Genomic DNA, 23,036 nt, shown 5'->3' with positions numbered 1-23,036 from the left:
GAAATTATTTCGCGGCTTCGGCCGCAATCGCGTCGGTCAGGACTCTGGCGCCGCCGCGAATGCGCTCCAGCGCTTCGCCGATCTCCTCGTCAGTAACGGTGAGCGGCGGCAGGAGGCGGATGACATTGTCGCCCGCCGGCACGGCAAGCAGGTGCTGATCGCGCAGCGCCATATTCACCTTGGTGTTGGGCATGGCGCATTTCAGGCCGAGCATCAGGCCGGTTCCCCTGATGCCCTCGATGACGTCGGGAAATTCGTCCGCGACCCCGGCCAGCCCCTGTTTCAGAAGCAGCGCCTTGCGCTGCACGTCCTCAAGGAAACCGTCGGCCAGCACCACGTCGAGCACGGCGTTGCCGACCGCCATCGCCAGCGGATTGCCGCCGAAGGTGGTGCCGTGCACGCCGGCCGTCATGCCGGTCGCCGCCTCGTCCGTGGCAAGGCAGGCGCCCATCGGGAAGCCACCGCCGATGCCCTTGGCGATCGCCATCAGGTCGGGCGTGACGCCCGCCCACTCATGCGCGAACAATTTGCCGGTGCGGCCGATGCCGCACTGGACCTCGTCGAAGATCAAAAGCAGGCCGTGCTGGTCGCAGAGCTGGCGCAGCCGTTTCAAGGACTGCGTCGACACCGGGCGAATGCCGCCCTCGCCCTGCACCGGCTCGATCAGGATTGCCGCCGTCTCCGGCGTGATCGCTTTTTCAGCGCCGTCGATGTCGTCGAAAGCGACTTGGTCGAAGCCCTCGACCTTCGGGCCGAAGCCTTCCAGATATTTGTACTGTCCGCCGGCGGCTATCGTCGCCAGAGTGCGACCGTGGAAGGCGCCCTCGAAAGTGATGATGCGGAAACGCTCGGGATGGCCCTTGACGAACTGGTAGCGCCTGGCCGTCTTGATGGCGCATTCCAGCGCCTCGGCGCCGGAATTGGTGAAGAACACCTTGTCGGCGAAGGTCGCCTCGACTAGCCGCTCGCCCAGCCGGCGCTGTTCCGGGATCTCGTAGAGATTGGAGACATGCCAAAGCTTGGCGGCCTGCTCGGTGAGCGCTGCGACGAGATGCGGGTGGCTGTGGCCCAGCGAATTCACCGCGATGCCGCCCGCGAAGTCGAGATATCGCTCGCCCTTGTCGGTGACCAGCCAGGTCCCCTCCCCGTGATCGAAAGCCAGGGGTGCGCGAGCAAAGGTCTCGTAAAGCGCCGAACCGCTCATTATATGCGTCTCCGGAACCGGAAATCAAAAAAGCCGCCAATGCGGCGGCCTTTGCGGCTTATCATGTTTTTCGGCCATGAAGTCAACGAAAACGTCACGCAGAGCGCGTGACAAAGCCCTGACGCCACGCCGGCTCATGAGTAGACCGGCAAGTTGGGGAAAACCGAAAAAACCGAATCGTGTTGCCCTGGGGACTCTTGTCACCGAGTCAGCGCATAAGGTATTTGTAGTCGAGAAATAGCTAGATTTCGTGCGGCGGACCTAAATCACCCGGTATATGTGGTGTTGTTCGCCCGGCGAGAGCCGGGTCGGGAATGGATTCTGACTACCGCACGCTTCAGCAGGAGCGCGACCCCATGAATTGGACTGACGAGCGGGTAGAACTTCTCAGGAAATTGTGGTCGGAGGGTCTGAGCGCCAGCCAGATTGCCGCACAGCTTGGCGGAGTGAGCCGCAACGCCGTTATCGGCAAGGTGCATCGCCTGAAGCTGTCGGGTCGCGGCCGCGCGACGGCCGCCCCGGCGCGCCAGAAGAAGGCGACGCAAGGCGCATCGATGCAGAAATCGGTGACCCGAGCCGCAAGCGCCACACGCCATGTGACAGCCACCATCGGCGCCACCGCGCTGCAGGTGCAGTTCGACGCCGAGCCGGTCGCGCGCCACTATATCCGCCCGGTCGAGAATGTCGTGGTGCCGATCTCACGCAACCTGCAGCTCGTCGAACTGACCGAACGCACCTGCAAATGGCCGAACGGCGACCCGCTCTCGGAAGACTTCAGCTTCTGCGGCAACGACGCCGCCGAAACGGGGCCGTACTGCAAGTATCATTCGCGGGTTGCGTTCCAGCCGGCGGCGGAGCGGCGCAGGGCAAGATAAGGGGAATAGGGGAGTAAGGCAGTAGGGGAGTAGGTGAAGAGAAGCGTTTCATGCGCGATGTTTCGCCAGTCGATCACTCCCGTATAACCTTACTCCCTTACTGCCCTACTCCCCTATTCCCGTCTCTTCACAGCCACCCATTCTTCTTGAACCGCCAGTACAGGAACGCGCAGATCAGCGCGATCACCGCAAGCACGGTCGGATAGCCGTATTCCATCTTCAGTTCCGGCATGTCGGTGAAGTTCATGCCGTAGATGCCGGCGAAGGCCGTCGGCACCGCCAGAATGGCAGCCCATGAGGCGAGCTTCTTGGAGATGGCGGTTTCCTGACTCTGTCCGACGAGAAGGCTCGCTTCGAAAGCGAAGGCCAGAACCTCGCGCAGGCTGTCGATCTTTTCCTGCACGGTGCGGATGTGGTCGGTCACGTCGCGAAACAGCGGATGCATGGCGGCATGGATCTGCAGCAGATCGGCGCTGGTCAGTCTGCGGCAGACCTCGACCAGCGGCAGGGCCGCGTTGCGCAGCCGCAACAGATCGCGGCGCAGCATGTACAGGCGTTCGATGTCGGCGCCGGTCATCGGCTTCAAAAGCACCTTGTCCTCGATCGCCTCGACCTCGTCCTCGATCTGCTCCAGCACCGGCATGTAATTGTCGACGATGAAATCGAGGATGGCGTAGAGAACGAAGTCCTCGCCCTTGGCCAGGGAATGCGGGCAGCTTTCCCAGTGCTGGCGCACGGCCGCGTATGATGTCGAGGGGCCGTGCCGGACGCTGACGATATAGCCGGTGCCCACGAACAGATGCGTCTCGCCGAACGTGACGCGGCCGTCGATCAACTGCGCGGTGCGGGCGACGATGAAGAGCGCATCGCCATATTGCTCGATCTTCGGGCGCTGATGCGGATGCTCGGCATCCTCGATCGCCAAATCATGCAGATGGAATTGCGCCTGCACCCTGAGCAGAAGGTTGCGATCGGGCTCGAGCAGCCCGATCCAGACGACATGGCCGGGTTTCGCCGCCCATTCGCCGGCCTGTTCGATGGCGATGTCGGCAACCCGCTTTCCTCCCGAATAGACGCTGGATGCAATGATGCCCGACGTTGGGGCCGGGGTCAGGTTCCGAACTTGTTCCATCGCAAACCTCCCGAGACCGCGACCGACAAATCGCTGTCCCTGGAGGAGCTTAACCTAAATTAGGAAACCGTTCGAGGGGCGCCCGTTCACTTAGCCGGCACCGTGCCGGGAAGCACGACCTTGTCGGTCTTGTCGCCCTTGGGGCGGTCGGTGGGCATCTGGTCGCCGGTGACGATGTAGTAGATGGTCTCGGCGATGTTGGTGGCATGGTCGCCGATGCGCTCGATATTCTTGGCGCAGAACAGAAGATGCGTGCAGGGCGTGATGTTGCGCGGATCTTCCATCATGTAGGTCAAAAGCTCGCGGAACAGCGAGGTGTACATGGCGTCGATCTGGTCGTCCCTGTCGCGCACGAAGCCGATCCTTTCGACCGAGCGCGAGGCATAGACGTCGAGCACTTCCTTGAGTTGCGTCAGCGCCAGGTTGGCAAGCGCCTCGATCCCGCGGAAAAGGCTGTTCGGCTGACGGCCGTCGACCGAAGCGACGCGCTTGGCGACATTCTTGCCGAGATCGCCGACCCGCTCGATGTCGGCCGAGATGCGGATGGCGCCGACGATCTCGCGCAGATCCGTCGCCATCGGCTGACGCTTGGCGATGATGATGATGGCCTTGTCGTCGATCTCGCGCTGCCCTTCGTCGAGGACGAGATCGTCCTGGATGACCTTCTGGGCGAGGCCATGGTCGACATTGACCAGGGCGGCAACGGCCTGTTCGACCATGCGCTCCGCATGCCCGCCCATCGCGGCGATGCGCTTGGAGAGGAACTTCAATTCCTCGTCATAGGCACTCATGATGTGCACGGACTGCATGGGCATGCCTTCCCAGCTTCTGCCGGTTTGTTCGTTTCCTCAATCCGTCGCTGATACGCGAACCGCATGACAGAAAGAAGAAAATGCCGGTTGGTAACCAGTACAGGATCAGCGAGCCGGCAAATGAACCGTAAACGCCGCGCCCTTGCCGACTTCCGACTTGATCGACAGCCTGGCATTGTGACGAGTCAATATATGCTTGACGATCGAAAGGCCAAGCCCGGTGCCTTTCTGGGTACGGCTGCTTTCGACATCGACGCGGTAGAAGCGCTCGGTGATGCGCGGGATGTGTTCTTCGGCGATACCCGGACCATAATCCCTTATCGTGACGTCGAAGCCCGGCTGTTGGCCATCCTCGCTACCGGCGATCGACACTGTGACCCGCCCGCCCGACTGGCCGTATTTGCAGGCATTCTCGAGGAGATTCTCGAAAACCTGGAACAGTTCGTCGCGGTCGCCGGGCACGACAAGCTGCCCATTGGCGAACTCCCGCTCGATGACGACGCCGTTCTCGCTGGCCAGCGGCCCTAGCGAATCGATGACGCTGTCGATCGTCTGGCGAAGATCGACCTCCGTGCCCGGCTTCAGATAGGGTTTCATCTCCAGCCGCGACAGCGAGAGCAGATCGTCGATCAGGCGGGCCATGCGCCCGGTCTGGTTCTGCATGATCTGCAGGAACTGGTCGCGCGCCGCCGGATCGTTGCGGGCCGGCCCGCGCAGCGTCTCGATGAAACCGGCAATCGAGGCGAGCGGCGTGCGCAGCTCATGGCTGGCATTGGCGATGAAGTCGGCCCGCATGCGATCGATGCGGCGCGTCTCGCTCTGATCCTTGAAGACCAGCACGTACAGGCCGGTGGCATGGCCGACCGTGGACGCGCTGACACGGTAAGTGCGCTCCACCGGCAGCTTTTCGGTGTAGTCGACCGCGTCGGCGGCGACCTGTCCCGACAGGATGCCATCCAGCAGCGCCTGCATTTCCGGAGCGCGGAACTTCAACGACAGCGACATGCCCGGCGCAAGCCCGCCAAAGGCGGCGAAAGCGGCGGCGTTGGCGTGAACGATGGTGGCGGAATGGTCGAAGATGATCAGCGGATCAGCGACCGCGGCCGCCAGATATTCCCCGGAGAGCCTCTGCAGCCCGCTTGCCTCGATCGCTGCTCCCGTGTCGGCTGGCTGGCGCCCGGCATCCGTGGGCAGCATTGCGGCCGCCGTCAGCACCACCAGGGCCAGGACCGGCACGTAAACGGACGCGCCGGCGAAAAAATAAACGGCAAGGATCGCGAGAACACCCACGCCAAGCAGCCAGCGGTTGCGCCGAAGCCGCGCCGCCAGGGCTTGTCCCTTGCCGTCCTGCTCCGCGCCTGTCTCTGCCATAGGCCCGCGCCACCCCCGCATCCCGTCGACCGGTCAGCGGTTCGCTGGACCAGCCTGGCGCATGGCCGTGAAAATCAGGATCGATTTTCGCGAAGGTTCATGCGCAAAATCAAAATGCTACAGCGTCTTTGCGCCCGAATGCGCGCTGCGCTGCACAGGCTCCATAGCATGAGTCCGCAAACTGGAAAGGTTCGTCCGGATGAAAAAGGCCAAGGAAACGGCTGAAGCGGTGCCAGACACGGCACCGATCAAGATCAAGATCGGCGGCAAGGAGCGCGAGTTCGACATCGACAATCCGGTGCTGCCTGACTGGATCGAGGACAACAAGCTCAGCGCCGGCGGCTATCCTTACGACAAGAAGATGAAAGGCGGGGACTACGAAAAGGAGCTCGAAGGGCTGCAGATCGAACTGGTCAAGGCGCAGGCCTGGCTGCAGGCGACCGGCAAGCGGGTGATGGCGCTGTTCGAGGGCAGGGACGCCGCCGGCAAGGGCGGCACGATCTTCGTGCTGCGGCAATATATGAACCCGCGCACGGCACGCAACGTCGCGCTGCCCAAGCCGACGCCGACCGAGGCCGGGCAATGGTACTTCCAGCGCTATGTCGATCATTTCCCGACTTCGGGCGAGTTCGTCACCTTCGACCGCTCCTGGTACAACCGCGCCGGCGTCGAGCCGGTCATGGGGTTCTGCACGCCCGAGCAGCACGAGAAATTCCTCGACGAGACACCGCATTTCGAGCGGATGATCAGCAACGAAGGCATCCATTTCTTCAAATTTTGGCTGAATATCGGCCGCGAAACACAGCTCGAACGGTTCCATGACCGCCGCTGGTCGCCGTTGAAGAACTGGAAGTTCTCGCCGATCGACATTGCCGGCGTCAGCAAATGGGATGACTACACCAAGGCGCGCGACCAGATGATCGAGCGAACGCACAAGGAGTTCGCGCCCTGGATCGTCGTGCGGGCCAACGACAAACGCCGCGCCCGGCTCGCGGTGATCCAGCGCATCCTGCTCTCCCTGCCCTATGACGGAAGGAACCTCGACGCCGTCGGCAAGCCCGACAAGAAGATCATCGGCGAAGGGCCGGAGTTCCTGAAAGACTAATCAATTGCATGAGTTACAGCGCCGCGCGGCTTTCGCCTCGCGCGACGCTGAGACTTTCATGCCGGCGCTCAAGCGGCCAGGCGGGCGATCCGCTGCAGCCGCTTCAGCGTGGTGTCGTCCTGAAGCGCCTGCTGGAACAGCGTGATCTCGTGGTCGATGCGGTCGCACAAGACGTCCGTATCCCCCTTGAGCAGGCTGCGCGTCTGCAGCAATGCGGCCACAGGCTTCTTGGCCAGCTGTTTCGCCCTGGCCAGCGTTGCTTCCTCGGCGCTGCCTTGCGTCACGACCTCGCCGACCAAGCCGAGCGCCTTGGCGTCTTCGGCGCCCAGCGTGTCGCCGAGGCAGAAGAAGCGGAAGGCGCCGGCATAGCCGAGCTTCTGGGGCGCCAGAATGCTGGTCGCCGCGTCCGGCACGAGGCCGAAATCGACGAACGGCACCCTGAAGGTGCTGCCCTTGGAAGCGATCACCATGTCGCAGTGGAACAGGATGGTGCAGCCGACGCCGACGGCATCGCCGTCGACACAGGCAAGGACCGGCTTGGGGAAGGTCGCCAACATGCGGAACATGTCGGTGACGGCGGCGATCAGCTCTCGGTGCTTGGTGGCGTCGAGGAACTCCGAGAAGTCGCCGCCAAGGCAGAAGCATCCGGCAAGTCCGCGCAGCATGACGACGCGGACCTCGTCATTGACCGCCGCCTCGTGCAAGGTCCTGGCGAGGCTTGCATAGGCGTGTCTGTCGAGCACTGGCCGGCCATCGTGCGAGGACACGGTGACGACCAGCGTGTGGCCACGCAGTTCCGGTTCGGGATGGAAACTCATGACCGCCTCCATCACGACGCCTGCTTCAGACCGAGCTGGCCGGGATAGCCCCGGTTCAGCACCGGCAGGAAGTGATTGCGGCGGGCCCGAACGACCTCGAGCGTATGCTCGGTAAAGGTGAGCAGCGTCGCCACGACCTGCTGGTTGCCATAGGTGCGCTGGTAGCCGAGCGGCTTTGCCAGGAAATGCAGCTGCAGCGCTCTGAGCACCCACATCGGCTCGAACTCGATGATGACCTGGTTGACGTTGCGCTTCAGGCCCCATTCGACGAAGCCGGCGATCAGTTCGGTCCCGACCGTCGAGACGCCGCGTTTGCCGTCGCGAAAACCCGGAGCCACGGCATAGCGGGTAAGTTCCCAGACATTCGGTCCCGAGGGGGACGGTCCCTCGCAGAGATCCGACAGCACATCCGTCAGAAGATGCGGCCGCGTGGTCGGCAGCATACGCTGGTAACCTGCCAGTTCACCGTTGCGGATAACGAGGTGATGTTCGGCCTCGTCATGATCGAACTGATCGATCTCGAGCTGGTCCGGGCGATCGAGATCGGTCCATCCCATCTCCTCGACGAAGATCTTGTAGCGCAGGCGATGAACCGCCTCCCAGAGGTCGGGACGTTCCATCAGTTCCTGAGTGGTAAGGGCGAAAAGCATTAGCCGTCTCCTAGGCTTAAGAGGAAGATACGGCCGTGATGTCCCTTAAAATATTGCGCGACTGCGCAGGCAAGAATTTCCAGGTCGGCACGGCCGACCTAGCTAATATAGCCGCGCCTAATCGCCTCCGCGACTGCCTGCACGCGGTTGGCTGCGCCCAGTTTGCTCTTGGCGTTAAGAAGGTGTTTCTCGGAAGTGTGTTCCGAGATGCCGAGGATTTGCGAGATCTCCCATTCGGACTTGCCGACGGCGGCCCATTGCAGGCATTCCCGCTCACGCGCCGTCAATTCTATGTGATCGATGACGCTGTCGGCCTTGGTGTGCAACTGCATCGCGCGACCGATCGCGTAGGTCGATGCCAGCGAGACCATCCCGAATTCCTGGTCCGACAGTTCGACGGATTCGCCGCCCAGCGAGACCATGACGATCTGGCCGTCGAGCGTGACCAGCGGAAGCGCCAAGCCATCGCGCAGCTTGAACTCGCGCGCGTCGCCCATGACTTCGTCGCTGCTTTTGTCGATCACGGCGCTTTTGGAAGCATCCCGCCATTGGAACGGCGCCCGAAGCTGCTTCATGTGACTGACGACCGGATCGTGGTCGACATAGTTGCGCGCCACATAGCGTTCCAGCCAATTGCCTGGCCAATCGCAAAGCAGCACATGCTGCTTCTGCTGACCGCGCGGCGTGCCGGGCTGCGGCACCGTTCCCGCCATCAGAGCGGTCAGGCCGAAATTCGAGGTGACGCCGAGCAGCCTCTCGCAAACCGCGGCCGCGGTGCCGGCATGCTGCAACTGGTCTATGTATTCCAGAGTTCTGTCGAACAGGCCCATCGCAACATCTACCCCATGTTGCTTCTGCTTTTAGTTACCGACGGTAGATGCCCGAACACCCCTTCGCCATCAACCCCCGCGTCGCGATCTCCTCAGCAAAGCCGGCAGTTCCCCCTTCCGGCACGTAAGGTCACTTGCAAACGCGCCCAAGCATACGCTTAATTTGGCCGCTTGAAATCAAAAACCGTTGTGCCTGCCCCGTTTTCATACGAAAAGCCAAGGAACGGGGACAGGCGCGGAGCCATATCGTGATCTTGCGGTGGACATTTCTTGCCCTGATGTCGGCGCTGGGCGGGATGCTGCCCTTTTCCAGTGCGACTCAGGCGGCGGAGCCGCAGGTGCCGGTGCTGTGGGACGCCAAGGAGCGGCTGCCGAAACCCGATCTCTCGGCGCTGCCGCGACTCAGATTCCTCACCACCACCGATTTTCCGCCCTTCAACTTCCTCGACGGCTCAGGCCGGTTGTCGGGCTTCCACATCGATCTGGCGCGGGCGATTTGCGCGGAGCTGGGCATTGTCGAGAAATGCCAAGTCCAGGCGTTGCCCTGGAACGAATTGGAGAATGCTCTCCAGAAAGGCGAAGGCGAGGCTATCATCGCCGGCATCGCCGCAACGTCAGAAAGCCGCGAGAAATACGCCTTCTCGCGCTCCTACATGCAATTCCCGGCCCGCTTCATCATGCCGAAGGCGAAGGCCATCGCCGAGCCGATCCTCGACAAGCTGCGCAGCAAGCGGGTTGGCGTCATCGGCGGCTCGGCGCATGAGAAGATGCTGCGCGATTACTTCAACACCGTGCAGGTGGTGACCTTCGACACACCGGAAAACCTCTACGCCGACCTCAAGGCCGGCAAGATAGACGCCGCCTTCGGCGACGGCATGCGCTTTGCCTTCTGGCTGGGCGGCTCCGACGCCGCCGGCTGCTGCCGATTCGCCGGCGGCCCATATCTGGCGCCGGAATATCTGGGCTCGGGCATGGCGATCGCCACCCGCAAGGGCGATACCGCGCTTGCCGCCGCCTTCGACTACGCGCTGCAGGAAATCTCGATCAAAGGCACGTTCGCAGAGTTCTACCTGCGCTATTTTCCTGTCAGCTTCTTCTGAAGGTTGCTGATATTCAGGTGATGCCGGCCTGACCTGGATTTCAGCAACCGCGTCCCGCCAACGCTAGAGCGTTTCATAGCTTGATTGAATCGGAGGGGATTCCCGCTCGGCCTGATTTGTGATTCAAGATGCTGGCTGGATAGGAGGCCAGCATCTGATGGTTCGACCTCTTTCCGATGATTTACGCGAGCGGGTTGTTGCGGCGGTTTTGAGTGGCGAGAGCCGCCGGTCGGCCGCCAAGCGGTTCGGTATCGCAAATTCGACAGCCGTGAAATTGTTGCAGCGTCATCAGGCAACCGGCTCGGTGGCGCCGGGCAAGATGGGTGGCCACCGTAAGCGGGTTCTGGAACCGCATCGAGCCTTCATCGTGGAGCGGATCAACCAGACCTCTGATCTGTCGCTACATCGGCTGAAGGACGAGTTGGCCGCGCGCGGGGTCAAGGTCTCGCACAATGCGGTGTGGCAGTTCCTGCGCCGCGAAGGGCTAAGCTTCAAAAAAAACGCTGTTCGCCCTTGAGCAGGCACGTGCCGATATTGCCCGTCGGCGCCAGCGATGGCGATCCTGGCAGGCCGGCCTCGATCCCCAATGCCTGGTCTTCATCGATGAGACCTGGATCAAGACCAACATGGCTCCCCTGCGCGGCTGGGGGCCGAAGGGCAAGCGGCTGCGCGGCCTGGCTCCACATGGTCATTGGCGCACGCTGACTTTCCTCGGCGCGCTGCGCTGTGATCGGCTCGCGGCACCTTGCGTCTTCGACGGACCGATCAACGGTCAATGCTTCCGCGCCTATGTCGAGCAGCAGCTCATCACCGTGCTGAAGCCCGGCGACATCGTCATCATGGACAACCTGGGCAGCCATAAGTCGGCGGCCATCAGGCAGATGATCAAAGCCGCTGGCGCCAGGCTCTGGTACCTGCCGCCCTACTCACCGGACCTCAATCCGATCGAGCAGGCCTTCGCCAAGATCAAGCACTGGATGCGCCAGGCGCAGAAACGCACCGTCGAGGACACTTGGCGACACATCGGCCACCTCGTCGAAGCCATCGAGGCAGCCGAATGCAAGAACTACTTCGAAAACGCCGGATACGCTTCCGTCAAAACATGAAAGACTCTAAGTCAGCGTGCGCAGGCGCGCTTTGGCTGCACGCGCGATCGCGGCCACGGTCAGTGTGTCGAGATCGAGCTTGAGGCGGATGAGCTGCAGCACCCTGACCTCCTCCATGCGCATCTCGAGATCGACGGCGGCGACCTCGAAGGCGGCGGCGTAGGCGGTGTCGCGCAGCCGCTCGGGCAGCGCTTCGGCGACACGCGCCAGCACGCCTTCCAGCCCGTCCTTGTCGTGCAGCGCCTTCTGACAGGCTTGTGCCACCTGAACCAGCCTGTCCTGGTTGAAATCGACGAACACCGGCCAGGAGCGGACGACATCGCCGATCCGCGCGAGCTCGACATCGGTCATGTCGCGATCCGAAGCCGATGTGATGACCATCAAGTGGATCACGGCTTCATGCGGGCTCAGCAAAGGCATTCAAAACTCCTAATGGCGTGCATGTTGTTGCCCCAAAGCCGCAACATGCCTTTGGGTGACATGCACTTGAAACTGAGGCTCCAACGTAGGAGCGCCATTATGGCGCCGCAAGGAAAACCGGCGCAAATCGTTGACGCTCCGGTCTCGCGCGCCTAGAGACCGTCGACAAATCTTATCCGCTCTTATCCGCCGCGCAGACGGCCATGATTGGAACTTCGATATGACGGGATCAAACATCATCGATCTCAATCCCGAGATGCTTGCCGCGGCAGCCGAGAGCAAGGCCTGGCCGTTCGAGGAAGCCAAGAAAATCATCGCCCGCTACAAAGGCAAGGATTTCCCCGAAACCGTCCTGTTCGAGACCGGCTACGGCCCGTCCGGCCTGCCGCATATCGGCACCTTCGGCGAAGTGGCGCGCACGACCATGGTGCGGCATGCCTTCCGGGTGCTGACGCAAGACAAGGTCAAGACCAAGCTCCTGTGCTTCTCCGACGACATGGACGGCATGCGCAAGATACCGGACAACGTGCCGGACCGCGCCGCGCTCGAGCCCTATCTGCATATGCCGCTGACCTCGGTGCCCAATCCGTTCGGCGGCGACTATGCGAGCTTCGCCGACCACAACAATGCGATGCTGTGCCGCTTCCTCGACACATTCGGCTTCGACTACGAGTTCGCCAGCGCGACGCAGTACTACAAGGCCGGCCGTTTCGACGAGGTGCTGCTGCGCGCCGCCGAACGCTATGACGAGATCATGGGCGTGATGCTGCCGACGCTCGGGCCGGAGCGCCAGGCGACCTACAGCCCGTTCCTGCCGATCTCGCCGAGGAGCGGCCGCGTGCTCTACGTGCCGATGATCAATGTCGACGCCAAGGCCGGCACCATCACCTTCGACGACGAAGGCACCGAGACGACGCTGCCGGTCACCGGCGGCCATGTGAAGCTGCAGTGGAAGCCGGATTTCGGCATGCGCTGGGCGGCGCTGGGCGTCGATTTCGAGATGTTCGGCAAGGACCACCAGACCAATGCGGCGATCTACGACCGCATCTGCAACATCCTCGGCGGTCGCGCGCCGGAGCATTTCGTCTACGAGCTGTTCCTCGACGAGGTGGGCCAGAAAATCTCCAAGTCGAAGGGCAATGGGCTCACCATCGACGAATGGCTGACCTACGCGCCGACTGAAAGCCTCGGCCTTTACATGTACCAGCGGCCGCGGCAGGCGAAGAAGCTCTATTTCGACGTCATCCCGAAGGCGGTGGATGAGTATTACGCTTTCCTCGGCGCCTATCCGCGCCAGGACTGGAAGGAACGGCTTGGCAATCCGGTCTGGCACATGCATGACGGCAACCCGCCGGCGATCGACCTGCCGGTGCCTTTCGCGCTGCTGCTCAACCTGGTCAGCGCCTCCAACGCGCATGACAAGTCGGTGCTGTGGGGCTTCATCTCGCGGCATGCGCCGGGCGTGACGCCGGAGACGCATCCCGAACTCGACCGGCTGACCGGCTACGCGATCCGCTATTTCGACGACTTCGTGAAGCCGACCAAGGTTTTTCGCGCGGCCGACGAGGTGGAGCGCGACGCGCTGGCCAAGCTCTCCGAGGCACTCGGCGCGCTGCCGCCGGGCGCCGACGGCGAAGCGATCCAGAACGCCGCGCTCAATGTGGCGCGCAAGATCGAGCGCTACCAGGACCATTCCAAGCAGAGCCCGGAAGGCGGGCCCGGCGTGTCGGTCGCCTTCTTCCAGATGATCTACCAGGTGCTGATCGGCCAGGAGCGCGGACCGCGCTTCGGTTCCTTCGCGGCGCTTTACGGCATCGCCGAGACACGCGCGCTCATTGAGCGGGCGCTGGCTGGTCAGTTGGCGGCGTAACGGCCCCGCCATCGGCCGGCAGGATCGAATCCGGCGCCACCGGCGCCGGACCCGACGCGGCCGGCACCGCCGGCAGCCCGTCGAGCTTCGGCGCCGGGCCGAAAATACCCTTCCTTGCCGTGCGGGCCTTGTTCTCGGCCTCGACATAGGGCCCGCCTTGCGCGGCGCGCGCCCAGCCGTTCTCGACCAGCCACTGGCCGATGTCCTGATTGCCGATATGGCATTCGGCGGTGATGGTGTCGCGCCCGCCCTCCGGCGGCACCGTGCAGGCGACCGCGCGGCCGCGCAGGAAGGCGCGGAAGGCCGTCCTGGCGCGGGCGCCGCAGGCCCAACTCTTGCCCTCGTCGCTGCAGGTCTCATCGGCCTTGACGACATCCACGCCGGACACGGCGACCGCATAACCTTTCGACTCGATCAACCCGGCGGCGGTGGCGACCGGCTGGAACAGCTTGGTGCCGTTCCAGTCGCTTGGCATCTTCGTCTTGGGCGGCTTGGGCGGCCCGGCCAGGGCCAGATCGCTGAGCGGCGCGCGCGGCTCCACCCGTTCCAGTTCGTTGTCTGAAAGATCAGGTGGCGCCACGACGTCGGGATCGATGGCCCTCGAATGAGCAGCAGGCTTCGGCGGTTGTGGAGCGGCCGGCGCGGGAATAGCCGAGGTCGCCGGCTCTTGCGCCGCATCGGAAGCGGAAAGCGTATTGTCGCCGGTGGGGAGTGCGTCGGCGATGGGGTCGATCTGATCGACCGTGACGGCGCTTTCGTGGCCCTTGACCGCGTGTCCGCCGGCAACAACAAGAGCCGCCATGACCGGGACCGCCAGCACCGCCAAGGCTGTCTGAAGAAGCCGCATCAGCCCGGCCTACTGGCTCGCCCAGACGATGCGCGCCATCCATTCGATATCGCGCGTCGGGATGTCCCGGTCGGGGTGGTCCGGGTTGAGCGAAACCAGCACGATCGATTTCATCGTTTGCCGGTCGAGCACCTTGGCCATCACCTCGCCGGCGGTGGTCTTGACGACAACGCGATCGCCTTTGCGGGTCGGCGCGCCCGGCTCGACGATCAGCACATCGCCGTTGCGGTAGAGCGGCAGCATGGAATCGCCTTGCACCTGCAGCGCGTAGGACGTCTCGGTCGCCCGCGCCGGAAGCTCGACCAGGTCCCAGCCCTGCCCGGCCGGATAGCCTGCATCGTCGAAGAAGCCCCCCGCTCCCGCCTGGGCGAAGCCAAGCAATGGAACCGCGCTGCGGTGCTGGGCGACGGAGGCGCCACTGCGACCTTCGACCAGTCCGGTGAATTCCTCCAGCGAAGCGCCGGTGGCCTCGATGATCTTGGCCAGCGATTCGGTCGAGGGCCAGCGCGGCCGGCCGTCGGACGACAGCCGCTTCGACTTGTTGAAGGCTGTCGAGTCAAGGCCCGCGCGCCGGGCAAGTCCGGAAGCCGATAGCGAATAGCGCTCAGCGAGAGCATCGATTGCGGCCCATACGCGGTCGTGTGAGAGCACGCGCGCACTCCTTCAAACAGGAAAAAATGCCTCAAGCCTGTCTAGCGCGCAGTCATGCCCTTGTCCACCGGTGCTGCCGGCGGATCGTTAACAATACTCCATGAGCCTCCTCCTAGCGCACCTCCTATCCTATCCCGGCCAAGGCCTTCGGCAGGCGCTTGTGGCGCATGGAATGCAGGCCGGGCGACCGTATCCGCAAGGCAGGCGAACCGTCGTCGCCTCCGACAATGAGCTGATGGTCTTCTCGGACGAGGTGACAGATTTCCTGCTCGGCAGGGCAGCCTGAGCCGAAGCGCGATCAGGCCGCCTTGGCCTGTTCGCGCAAATTCCGGTGCGACACCATGAAGGTCCGCTCGGCCTCGGTCGGCGGGCGTGGACCGGCGGCGCGGCCGAGCGCTGCGACGACCTCCTCGATGTCGAGGAAGCGGCGGCCGGCACGGTCATAGACACCGCCCGTGGTCAGGATCAGCGCCGCGGTCTCGCCGCCGTCGAGGACGAAGCGGTGCCTGCCGATGACGGACGTGCCTTCCCAGGTCTCGATCGACGAGACCACCTCGAAGCGCCGCCACAGCCTGATCTCACGCACATAGGCGACCTGCAGCCCGCCGATCATCGGCGCCCAGCCATTCTTGCGCGCCAGCGCGATAAGGCCGATGCGCAGGAAGATGTCGATACGGCCAAGGTCGGCCAGCATCATGTAGCGGGCGTTGTTCAGGTGCAGGTTGAAATCGATGTCGATCGGCAGGCAGCGAAAAGCCAGTCGGCTTTCCTCGCCGACCCTATAGGGGCCACGGCTCGATGCCGTGGCCATGGTGCGGGCCATTCGCCCCCAGACATACATTCCGGTTCGTCAGGCCGCCTCTCGAACCTCGCCTTTCCGGTAGGGGTCGAAGCGCTGGTAGAAGGTCTCGCCCTTCTCGGCCATGTCGAGCAGAAGCTTCGGCGCCTTGAACTCGGCGCCATACTTCTTCTGCAGACCCTTGGCGATCTTGACGAAACGCTTGGCGCCGATGCCGTCGATGTAGGACAGCGCACCGCCGGTGAAGGGCGCGAAGCCGAAGGCGAGGATCGAGCCGACATCCGCCTCGCGCGGATCGGTGACGATGCCTTCCTCCATCACCCGCGCCGCTTCCAGCGCGATGGTGACCAAGAGGCGCTGCTTCAGCTCCTCATAGTCGACCTTTTCGGGCTTCAGCTGTGGGTAGAGGTCCCTCAGGCCCGGCCACAGCTTCTTCTTCGCGGGCTTTGCCGGATAGTCGTAGAAACCCTTGCCGTTCTTGCGGCCGAAGCGGCCATGCGTGTCGACCATCGTGTTGATCAGCGCCATCTGCCTGGGGTCGACGGCCTTCTCGCCGAGATCCCGGATGGTCTGCTTCATGATCTTCTGGGCAAGGTCGACGGCCGTCTCGTCGGTCAGCGCGAGCGGACCGACCGGCATGCCGGCGGCCTTGGCGGCGTTCTCGATCATCGGCGCCGGCACGCCTTCGATCAGCATCTTGTAAGCTTCCGACATGTAGCGCAGCACGCAACGGTTGACGTAGAAGCCACGCGTGTCGTTGACGACGATGGGCGTCTTCTTGATGGCGCGTACGAAGTCGAAGGCGACGGCCAAGGCCTTGTCGCCGGTCTTCTTGCCGAGGATGATCTCGACCAGCATCATCTTGTCGACCGGTGAGAAGAAGTGGATGCCGATGAAGTTCTTCGGCCGCGCCGAATTCTTCGCCAAAGCGGTGATCGGGATCGTCGAAGTGTTGGAAGCGAAGATCGCCGACGACTTCAACACCGCTTCCGCCTTCTCGGTGGCGTCCTTCTTGACGCTCGAATCCTCGAAGACCGCCTCGACGACGAGGTCGCAGCCGGCAAGATCGGCATAGTCCGCCGTCGGCGTTATCAGCGACAGGAGCTTGTCCTTGTCCTCCGGCTTGGCGCGACCCTTCTTGATCTGATCGGCCATGAGGCTGTCGGAATGCGCCTTGCCCTTCTCGGCCGACGGCAGATCGCGGTCTAGCAGCACGACCGGAATGCCGGCTTTTGCCGTAACATAAGCGATGCCGGCGCCCATGAAGCCGGCGCCGAGAATGCCGATCTTCTTGAATTTGGTGTCCGGCAGGCCGGACGGGCGGCGCGCGCCCTTGTTCAGTTCCTGCAGCGACAGGAACAGCGAGCGGATCATCGCCGCCGCTTCCTTCGACTGCATGATCTCGGTGAAATAACGCTGCTCGATCCTGAGCGCGGTATCGAACGGCACCAGCAGGCCTTCATAGACGCATTTCAGGATCGCGGCCGCGGCCGGGTAGTTGCCGTAGGTCTCGCGGCGCAGGATGGCGATGGCCGGCGGCCAGAGATTGGCGCCGGCCGCCGAGTAGACCGGACCGCCCGGCAGCTTGAAGCCCTTCTCGTCCCAAGGCGCCACCGGCTTCAGGCCGTTCCTGATCATCGCCTTGGCGGTTTCGATCAGCTTCTTCGGCTCCGCGATCTCATGGATCAGACCCATCGCCTTCGCCTTTTGCGGCGTCAGGTTCTGGCCGGAGGTCAGCATTTGCAGTGCCTGCTGCTGGTCGGTCAGCCGCGGCACGCGCTGGGTGCCGCCAGCGCCCGGGAAGATACCGATCTTCACCTCGGGCAGCGCCATCTTCACCTTATCGGAATCAGCGGCGACGCGGCCATGGCAGGCGAGCGACATCTCGAAGGCGCCCCCCATGCAGGTGCCGTTGATCGCCGACACCCAGGGCTTGCCGGAAGTCTCGATCTTGCGGAACAGGCCGGTCATGTAGCCGGCATTCTCGAACAGCGCCTTGGTCGCCTTCTCGAGGTCCTTCTCCTTGTCGACGGCGAAGGTGGCCAGCATCTTCTGCAGCATGGTGATGTCGGCGCCGCCGGAGAAAGAGTCCTTGCCCGAGGTGATGACGACGCCCTTGACGGCGGCATCGGCTGTCACCTTCTCGACGATGGCGTTCAGCTCGCGCATCACCTCCTCGGTGAAGACGTTCATCGAGCGGTCCGGCATGTCCCAGGTGACCAGCGTGATACCGTCGGCGTCCACGTCGAGGGTGAAATTGGTGTAGCTCATAGTCTCTCTCCCTCAGACGCGTTCGATGATGGTGGCGGTGCCCATGCCGGCGCCGATGCAGAGCGTGACCAGCGCGGTGTTCAAATCGCGGCGCTCCAGCTCGTCCAGCACCGTGCCCAGGATCATGGCGCCGGTGGCGCCGAGCGGGTGGCCCATGGCGATCGCGCCGCCATTGACGTTGATCTGGTCATGCGGGATGTCGAAAGCCTGCATGTAGCGCAGCACGACGGAAGCGAAGGCCTCGTTGAGCTCGAACAGGTCGATGTCCGACTGCTTCATCTTGGCGCGTTTCAGGAGCTTCTCGGTGACGTCGACCGGACCGGTCAGCATCAGCACCGGCTCCGAGCCGATATTGGCGAAGGCGCGGATGCGGGCGCGCGGCTTCAGCCCCATGGCCTTGCCGGCTTTCTTGGAGCCGAGCAGCACGGCGGCGGCGCCGTCGACGATACCCGACGAATTGCCGGCATGATGGACGTGGTTGACCTCCTCGACTTCCGGATGCTTCTGCACGGCCACCGCGTCGAAGCCGCCCATCTCGCCGGGCATGACGAAGGACGGGTTGAGCGAGGCTAGCGACTGCATGTCGGTCGTGGGCCGCATGTGCTCGTCATGGTCAAGGATGGTAAGGCCGTTCTGGTCCTTGATCGGGATCACCGACTTCTTGAAACGACCCTCGCCCCAGGCCTTGGCGGCGCGCTTCTGGCTCTCGACCGCATAGGCGTCTACGTCGTCGCGGGAAAAGCCGTATTTGGTGGCGATCAGGTCGGCCGAGATGCCCTGCGGCACGAACCAGCCGGGCAAGCCGACGGACGGATCCATGAACCAGGCGCCGCCGGACATGCCCATACCGACGCGCGACATGGATTCGACGCCGCCGGCAATGACGATCTCGTCCGCGCCTTGGGCGATCTTGGCGGCGCCGAAATTGATGGCGTCGAGACCCGAGGCGCAGAAGCGCGAAATCTGCATACCGGGTGCCTTGGTGTCGTAACCGGCCTCGAAGGCGGCGGCGCGCGGAATGACGGAGCCCGCCTCGCCGACCGGATCGACGCAGCCGAAGATGATGTCGTCGACATTGCCGGTGTCGAGCCCGTTGCGGTCGCGCAGCGCCTCGAGCGTCTTCGCGGCGAGCCGCACCGCCGGCACTTCATGCAGCGCGCCATCCTTCTTGCCCCTGCCGCGCGGCGTGCGCACGGCGTCATAGACGTAAGCTTCGGCCATTTTCTGCTCCTGTGGGTTTGCCGGCCGACGCGCTCAGAGAGAGCGCCCGATCAGCAATTTCATGATCTCGTTGGTGCCGCCGTAGATGCGCTGGACGCGGGCGTCGCGGTACATGCGGGCGATCGGATATTCATTCATGTAGCCATAGCCGCCATGCAGTTGAAGGCATTCGTCGACGACTTTGCCCTGCAGGTCGCTGAGCCAGTATTTGGCCATCGAGGCGGTGACCGGATCGAGGCCGCCATCGATGTGGCGGGCGACGCAGTCATTGTAGAAGACGCGGCCGATCGTGGCCTCGGTCTTCAATTCGGCCAGCTTGAACTGGGTGTTCTGGAAATCGATGACCGCCTTGCCGAAGGCCTTGCGTTCCTTGACGTAGTCGATGGTGAGCGCCAGCGCCCGCTCGATCATGGCGATCGCTCCGGTGCCGATCTGCAGGCGCTCCTGCGGCAGTTGCTGCATCAACTGGACAAAGCCCTTGCCCTCCTCGTGGCCGAGCAGGTTGGAGGTCGGCACGCGCACGTCGTTGAAAAACAGCTCCGACGTGTCGTTCGACTTCAGCCCTATCTTGTCGAGGTTGCGGCCGCGCTCGAAGCCTTCGACCTCATCGGTCTCGACGACGATCAGCGAGGTGCCCTTTGCGCCCTTGTCCGGATCGGTCTTGGTGACGACGATGATCAGGTTGGCGAGCTGGCCGTTGGTGATGAAGGTCTTCGAACCGCTGATCTTGTAATGGTTGCCGTCCTTCTCGGCGCGGGTCTTGACGCCCTGCAGGTCGGAGCCGGCGCCGGGCTCGGTCATGGCGATGGCGCCGATGAGCTCGCCGGTCGCGAGCTTCGGCAGCCATTTCCGCTTCTGCTCTTCCGAGCCGTAATGGAGGATGTAGGGGGCGACGATCGAATTGTGCAGGCCGATGCCGAAGCCGTCGACCCCGACATGGCCGATCGCCTCGATGATGGCGCTCTCATGCGCGAAGGTGCCGCCGGAGCCGCCATATTCCTCCGGCATCGAGGCGCAGAGCAGGCCCGCCGCTCCGGCCTTCAGCCAGCTCTCGCGGTCGAACATCTCATTCTTCTCGAACTCATCATAGCGCGGCGCGATCTCTTCGGCCATGAAGCGGGATGCCATATCGTAGAGCATGCCAACCTCGTCCGCCGCCCAAGCGGGCTTCGGCAGGCCCAGAATTTCGGCTGGATTTGTCGCCACGATTTCCTCCGCGTTCCGACAATTGTGGGCCGGCTCCGCCGGCCCGCCAAACCTAGAACGCTTCCGCCGGCAGCGCCATCAGCGTGTCCGCGCCACTGGAAATGCGGACAAGACGCGTCGCGGTTTCCGGCATGATGCGCTCCATGAAGAAACGCGCGGTCACCAACTTGTTGTCGTAAAACGCGCTGGCGCCGTTGGCGCCTTCCGCGAGCTTGGCTTGGGCGGATTTCGCCATCTGCGCCCACATATAGCCCAGCGCCACCAAGCCGAAGAGATGCATGTAGTCGGTCGAGGCGGCACCTGCATTGTCGGGCTTGGCCATGGCGTTCTGCACCAGCCACATGGTGGCCGCCTGCAGGTCGTTGAGGCCTTTCTTCAGCGCCTTGGTGAAGTGCGCCATCTTCTCATCAGTGCGGTTTTCCTCGCAGAACTCGCCGACCTCCTTGAAGAAGGCCTGCACGGCGCGGCCGCCATTCTGGGCCAGCTTGCGGCCGACGAGGTCCAGCGCCTGGATGCCGTTGGCGCCTTCGTAGATCATGGCGATGCGGGCATCGCGCACGAACTGGCTCATGCCGTGCTCTTCGATATAGCCGTGGCCGCCGAACACCTGCTGGGCCATCACCGCGTGATCGAAGCCCTTGTCGGTGAGCACGCCCTTGACCACCGGCGTCATCAGACCGGTGTAGTCGTCGGCCGCCTGGCGATCCTTGTCGTCGCCGGAGCGATGCGCGACGTCCGACTTGATCGCCGTCCACAGCGCCAGCGCGCGGCCTGCCTCGTTATAGGCCTTCATGGTCATCAGCGAGCGGCGGATATCGGGATGGACGATGATCGGGTCGGCCTTCTTGTCCGGCTCCTTGGCGCCCGACAGCGAACGGCCCTGGAGGCGGTCCTTGGCGTAGGAAACGGCGTTCTGATAGGCGATCTCCGAGACCGAAAGCCCTTGCAGGCCTACGCCGAGGCGAGCCTCGTTCATCATCGTGAACATGGCCTTCAGGCCGCCGTTCAGTTCGCCGAGCAACGTGCCTTCGGCCTCGTCATAGTTCATGACGCAGGTCGAGTTGCCATGGATGCCCATCTTCTCCTCGATCGAGCCGCAGGAGACCGTGTTGCGCTCACCGGGGTTGCCCGAGGCGTCGAGCTTGAACTTCGGCACGATGAACAGCGAGATGCCTTTCACGCCTTCCGGCGCGCCCTCGGCGCGGGCCAGCACCAGATGGACGATGTTGTCCGACATGTCGTGCTCGCCGGCGGAGATGAAGATCTTCTGGCCGGAAATCCTGTAAGTGCCGTCGCCGTTGGGAACGGCCTTGGTGCGCAGCAGGCCGAGGTCGGTGCCGCAATGCGGCTCGGTCAGGTTCATGGTGCCGGTCCAGGCGCCCTCGATCAGCCTGGGAAGCCAAGTCGCCTTCTGCTCGTCCGTGCCGTGGGTGACGATCGCCGCGATCGCGCCTTGCGTCAGGCCCGGATACATCATCAGCGCCATGTTGGCGGAGACCATATATTCCGAAACCGCGGTGTGGACCGTGTAGGGCAGGCCCTGGCCACCGAACTCCACCGGCGCCGCAAGTCCCATCCAGCCGCCCTCGCGGTACTGGTCGAAGGCATCCTTGAAACCCTTGGGCGTGGTCACCGAGCCGTCTTCATGGCGCACGCAGCCTTCCATGTCGCCGACACGGTTCAGCGGATGCATGACGTTCTCGGCTAGCTTCGCGCCTTCGGCGAGGATCGCCTCGAGAACGTCGGGCGTCGCGTCCGAGAAACCTGGAAGATTGGAATAGCGCTGATAACCCAGCACATCGTTGAGCACGAACAGCGTGTCCTGGATCGGCGCCCTGTAGATCGTCATGCCTTCCTCCGCCCTTACGGTCCCGGCCGACCAGCAAGTCGCCTGTCCACGTCCTGGACAGGAGGCCGGGCCAATGTCGATGCTGCGTAGCAAATATTGACGTTTGCGTAAACGTCAACTTCGCCGCAATCAAAAAATATTGTAAGCGGCCAGGCATCGTGGCGACAAAAAAGCCACGCGACTATAGCCGCGCGGCTTTGTTGTCCGGGTATTTCCGAAGCGCGGGCGATCAGCCAGCGACGCTTGCCTGCGGCGCAGCGGTGCGCTCGACGAGCATCTGGCGCACGATGGCCATCGAATTGCTCAGCTCGCCGATGGCGTCGTCGATCAGCGCGCGCTGCTTCTGCAGGCGGGCGAGCTGTTTCTCCGACTTGTCGAGCGCGAGCCGCAACTGCTTGGTGTTGGTGCCGGTCGGATCGTAGAGATCCATCATCTGCTTGACGTCGCGCAGCGAGAACCCGACCTTGCGGCCGAGCAGGATCAGCTTCAGCCGGGCCTTGTCGCGGCGCGTGTAGAGTCGGGTCGAGCCGTCGCGATGCGGATTGAGAAGGCCCTTGTCTTCGTAGAAACGCAGCGTGCGCAACGTCACGCCGTATTTCTTGGCCATCTCGCCGATGCGGACGAATTCCTCGCCGGCCTCGGCCGGAATGTCATTGGTATTGGCCGCGGCTTCGCCGGGCGAAACAAGTTTCATGGTCACTGGCTTTCCCCTGATGGCGTCGCGGTCGCGGACCAAGCGTCGCCTGGATGGAAGCGGGGGCGTGCTTCCAATCGTGGTTGCAACAAATCAATCGCAAGAGGCACGGCTTCGCACCTTTTACGTTTACGTCAATTCTATATCGACAGCCGCGAGGTGACGCAAGGGCGTTGTCGAACCGGAACTTTATGCCGCACCCGGA

21 protein-coding genes are annotated in these 23,036 nt (G+C 63.3%); 5 read left to right on the top strand and 16 right to left on the bottom strand.

Annotated features, from left to right (window positions below; genetic code table 11):
- Positions 1–4: 4 nt before the first annotated feature.
- Complete coding sequence (locus tag MJ8_RS04500; RefSeq protein ID WP_201413275.1) at positions 5–1,204, bottom strand: aspartate aminotransferase family protein; 1,200 nt, start codon at positions 1,202–1,204, stop codon at positions 5–7.
- 356 nt (positions 1,205–1,560) lie between these two features.
- Between MJ8_RS04500 and MJ8_RS04495 the strand changes: the two genes are divergently transcribed.
- On the top strand, positions 1,561–2,079 hold the full coding sequence (locus tag MJ8_RS04495) for a GcrA family cell cycle regulator (protein WP_040985866.1): 519 nt from the start codon (positions 1,561–1,563) through the stop codon (positions 2,077–2,079).
- 127 nt (positions 2,080–2,206) lie between these two features.
- Here the strand turns inward: MJ8_RS04495 and MJ8_RS04490 are convergent, their stop codons facing one another.
- From MJ8_RS04490 to MJ8_RS04480, 3 genes are all read right to left on the bottom strand, one after another.
- On the bottom strand, positions 2,207–3,211 hold the full coding sequence (locus MJ8_RS04490; RefSeq protein WP_201413274.1) for a magnesium and cobalt transport protein CorA: 1,005 nt from the start codon (positions 3,209–3,211) through the stop codon (positions 2,207–2,209).
- Between the two features lie 86 nt (positions 3,212–3,297).
- A complete protein-coding gene (gene phoU / locus MJ8_RS04485; protein WP_201413273.1) occupies positions 3,298–4,020 on the bottom strand; it encodes a phosphate signaling complex protein PhoU in 723 nt (240 codons plus the stop codon).
- A 108-nt stretch (positions 4,021–4,128) separates the two neighbouring features.
- Positions 4,129–5,394: an ATP-binding protein gene (locus MJ8_RS04480; RefSeq protein WP_201413272.1), complete on the bottom strand. Its 1,266-nt coding sequence runs from the start codon at positions 5,392–5,394 to the stop codon at positions 4,129–4,131.
- 199 nt (positions 5,395–5,593) lie between these two features.
- Between MJ8_RS04480 and ppk2 the strand changes: the two genes are divergently transcribed.
- The gene (gene ppk2, locus MJ8_RS04475) at positions 5,594–6,499 is read left to right on the top strand and encodes a polyphosphate kinase 2 (RefSeq protein WP_201413271.1); all 906 of its coding nucleotides are present in this window, start codon (positions 5,594–5,596) and stop codon (positions 6,497–6,499) included.
- A gap of 68 nt (positions 6,500–6,567) precedes the next feature.
- On the opposite strand, the gene MJ8_RS04470 is transcribed toward ppk2, so the two are convergent.
- The 3 genes from MJ8_RS04470 to MJ8_RS04460 all read right to left on the bottom strand — a co-directional run bounded on the left by MJ8_RS04470 (position 6,568) and on the right by MJ8_RS04460 (position 8,797).
- Positions 6,568–7,317: an enoyl-CoA hydratase-related protein gene (locus tag MJ8_RS04470; RefSeq protein WP_225248122.1), complete on the bottom strand. Its 750-nt coding sequence runs from the start codon at positions 7,315–7,317 to the stop codon at positions 6,568–6,570.
- Between the two features lie 11 nt (positions 7,318–7,328).
- Entirely contained in the window at positions 7,329–7,967 is a 639-nt protein-coding gene (locus tag MJ8_RS04465) for an acyl-homoserine-lactone synthase (RefSeq protein WP_073989358.1), read from the bottom strand.
- 98 nt (positions 7,968–8,065) lie between these two features.
- Positions 8,066–8,797, bottom strand: a complete 732-nt coding sequence (locus MJ8_RS04460) for a helix-turn-helix transcriptional regulator (RefSeq protein ID WP_201413270.1) — start codon at positions 8,795–8,797, stop codon at positions 8,066–8,068.
- A 296-nt stretch (positions 8,798–9,093) separates the two neighbouring features.
- Between MJ8_RS04460 and MJ8_RS04455 the strand changes: the two genes are divergently transcribed.
- Together MJ8_RS04455 and MJ8_RS04450 are read left to right on the top strand one after the other, a co-directional pair.
- Positions 9,094–9,897: a transporter substrate-binding domain-containing protein gene (locus MJ8_RS04455; RefSeq protein ID WP_412177104.1), complete on the top strand. Its 804-nt coding sequence runs from the start codon at positions 9,094–9,096 to the stop codon at positions 9,895–9,897.
- Between the two features lie 157 nt (positions 9,898–10,054).
- Positions 10,055–11,003 (top strand): IS630 family transposase gene (locus tag MJ8_RS04450; protein ID WP_201410559.1). Its coding sequence is split into 2 segments (ribosomal slippage): positions 10,055–10,390 and positions 10,392–11,003, totalling 948 coding nucleotides; the frame shifts between segments, so codons are not numbered across the junction.
- A 6-nt stretch (positions 11,004–11,009) separates the two neighbouring features.
- Here MJ8_RS04450 and MJ8_RS04445 read toward each other — a convergent pair.
- Entirely contained in the window at positions 11,010–11,423 is a 414-nt protein-coding gene (locus MJ8_RS04445; RefSeq protein WP_201413269.1) for a tellurite resistance TerB family protein, read from the bottom strand.
- 220 nt (positions 11,424–11,643) lie between these two features.
- On the opposite strand from MJ8_RS04445, the gene MJ8_RS04440 reads away from it, so the two are divergent.
- Positions 11,644–13,293, top strand: coding sequence for a lysine--tRNA ligase (locus MJ8_RS04440; RefSeq protein ID WP_201413268.1), 1,650 nt, complete (start codon positions 11,644–11,646; stop codon positions 13,291–13,293).
- Here MJ8_RS04440 and MJ8_RS04435 read toward each other — a convergent pair.
- The 8 genes from MJ8_RS04435 to MJ8_RS04400 all read right to left on the bottom strand — a co-directional run bounded on the left by MJ8_RS04435 (position 13,256) and on the right by MJ8_RS04400 (position 22,831).
- Positions 13,256–14,140 (bottom strand): thermonuclease family protein, encoded by an 885-nt coding sequence (locus MJ8_RS04435; RefSeq protein ID WP_201413267.1) that lies wholly within the window; start codon positions 14,138–14,140, stop codon positions 13,256–13,258. The genes MJ8_RS04440 and MJ8_RS04435 overlap by 38 nt on opposite strands.
- Before the next feature lie 9 nt (positions 14,141–14,149).
- Entirely contained in the window at positions 14,150–14,791 is a 642-nt protein-coding gene (locus tag MJ8_RS04430; protein WP_095765907.1) for a helix-turn-helix transcriptional regulator, read from the bottom strand.
- 298 nt (positions 14,792–15,089) lie between these two features.
- Positions 15,090–15,632: a thioesterase family protein gene (locus MJ8_RS04425; protein ID WP_201413266.1), complete on the bottom strand. Its 543-nt coding sequence runs from the start codon at positions 15,630–15,632 to the stop codon at positions 15,090–15,092.
- Between the two features lie 9 nt (positions 15,633–15,641).
- Positions 15,642–17,861: a 3-hydroxyacyl-CoA dehydrogenase NAD-binding domain-containing protein gene (locus MJ8_RS04420; RefSeq protein WP_201413265.1), complete on the bottom strand. Its 2,220-nt coding sequence runs from the start codon at positions 17,859–17,861 to the stop codon at positions 15,642–15,644.
- A gap of 12 nt (positions 17,862–17,873) precedes the next feature.
- Entirely contained in the window at positions 17,874–19,082 is a 1,209-nt protein-coding gene (locus tag MJ8_RS04415) for an acetyl-CoA C-acetyltransferase (RefSeq protein WP_201413264.1), read from the bottom strand.
- A 33-nt stretch (positions 19,083–19,115) separates the two neighbouring features.
- Positions 19,116–20,288 carry an acyl-CoA dehydrogenase family protein gene (locus tag MJ8_RS04410; protein WP_201413263.1) on the bottom strand — a complete coding sequence of 391 codons (1,173 nt, stop codon included), beginning with the start codon at positions 20,286–20,288 and terminating at the stop codon, positions 19,116–19,118.
- A gap of 52 nt (positions 20,289–20,340) precedes the next feature.
- Complete coding sequence (locus tag MJ8_RS04405) at positions 20,341–22,137, bottom strand: acyl-CoA dehydrogenase (RefSeq protein ID WP_201413262.1); 1,797 nt, start codon at positions 22,135–22,137, stop codon at positions 20,341–20,343.
- A 229-nt stretch (positions 22,138–22,366) separates the two neighbouring features.
- Positions 22,367–22,831, bottom strand: a complete 465-nt coding sequence (locus tag MJ8_RS04400; RefSeq protein ID WP_201415296.1) for a MerR family transcriptional regulator — start codon at positions 22,829–22,831, stop codon at positions 22,367–22,369.
- Positions 22,832–23,036 lie beyond the last annotated feature (205 nt).

The sequence above is a fragment of the Mesorhizobium sp. J8 genome, assembly GCF_016591715.1.
GTDB lineage: Bacteria > Pseudomonadota > Alphaproteobacteria > Rhizobiales > Rhizobiaceae > Mesorhizobium.
The sequence above is the reverse complement of the archived record's forward strand: the minus strand, read 5'-3'. Positions and strand labels throughout refer to the sequence as shown.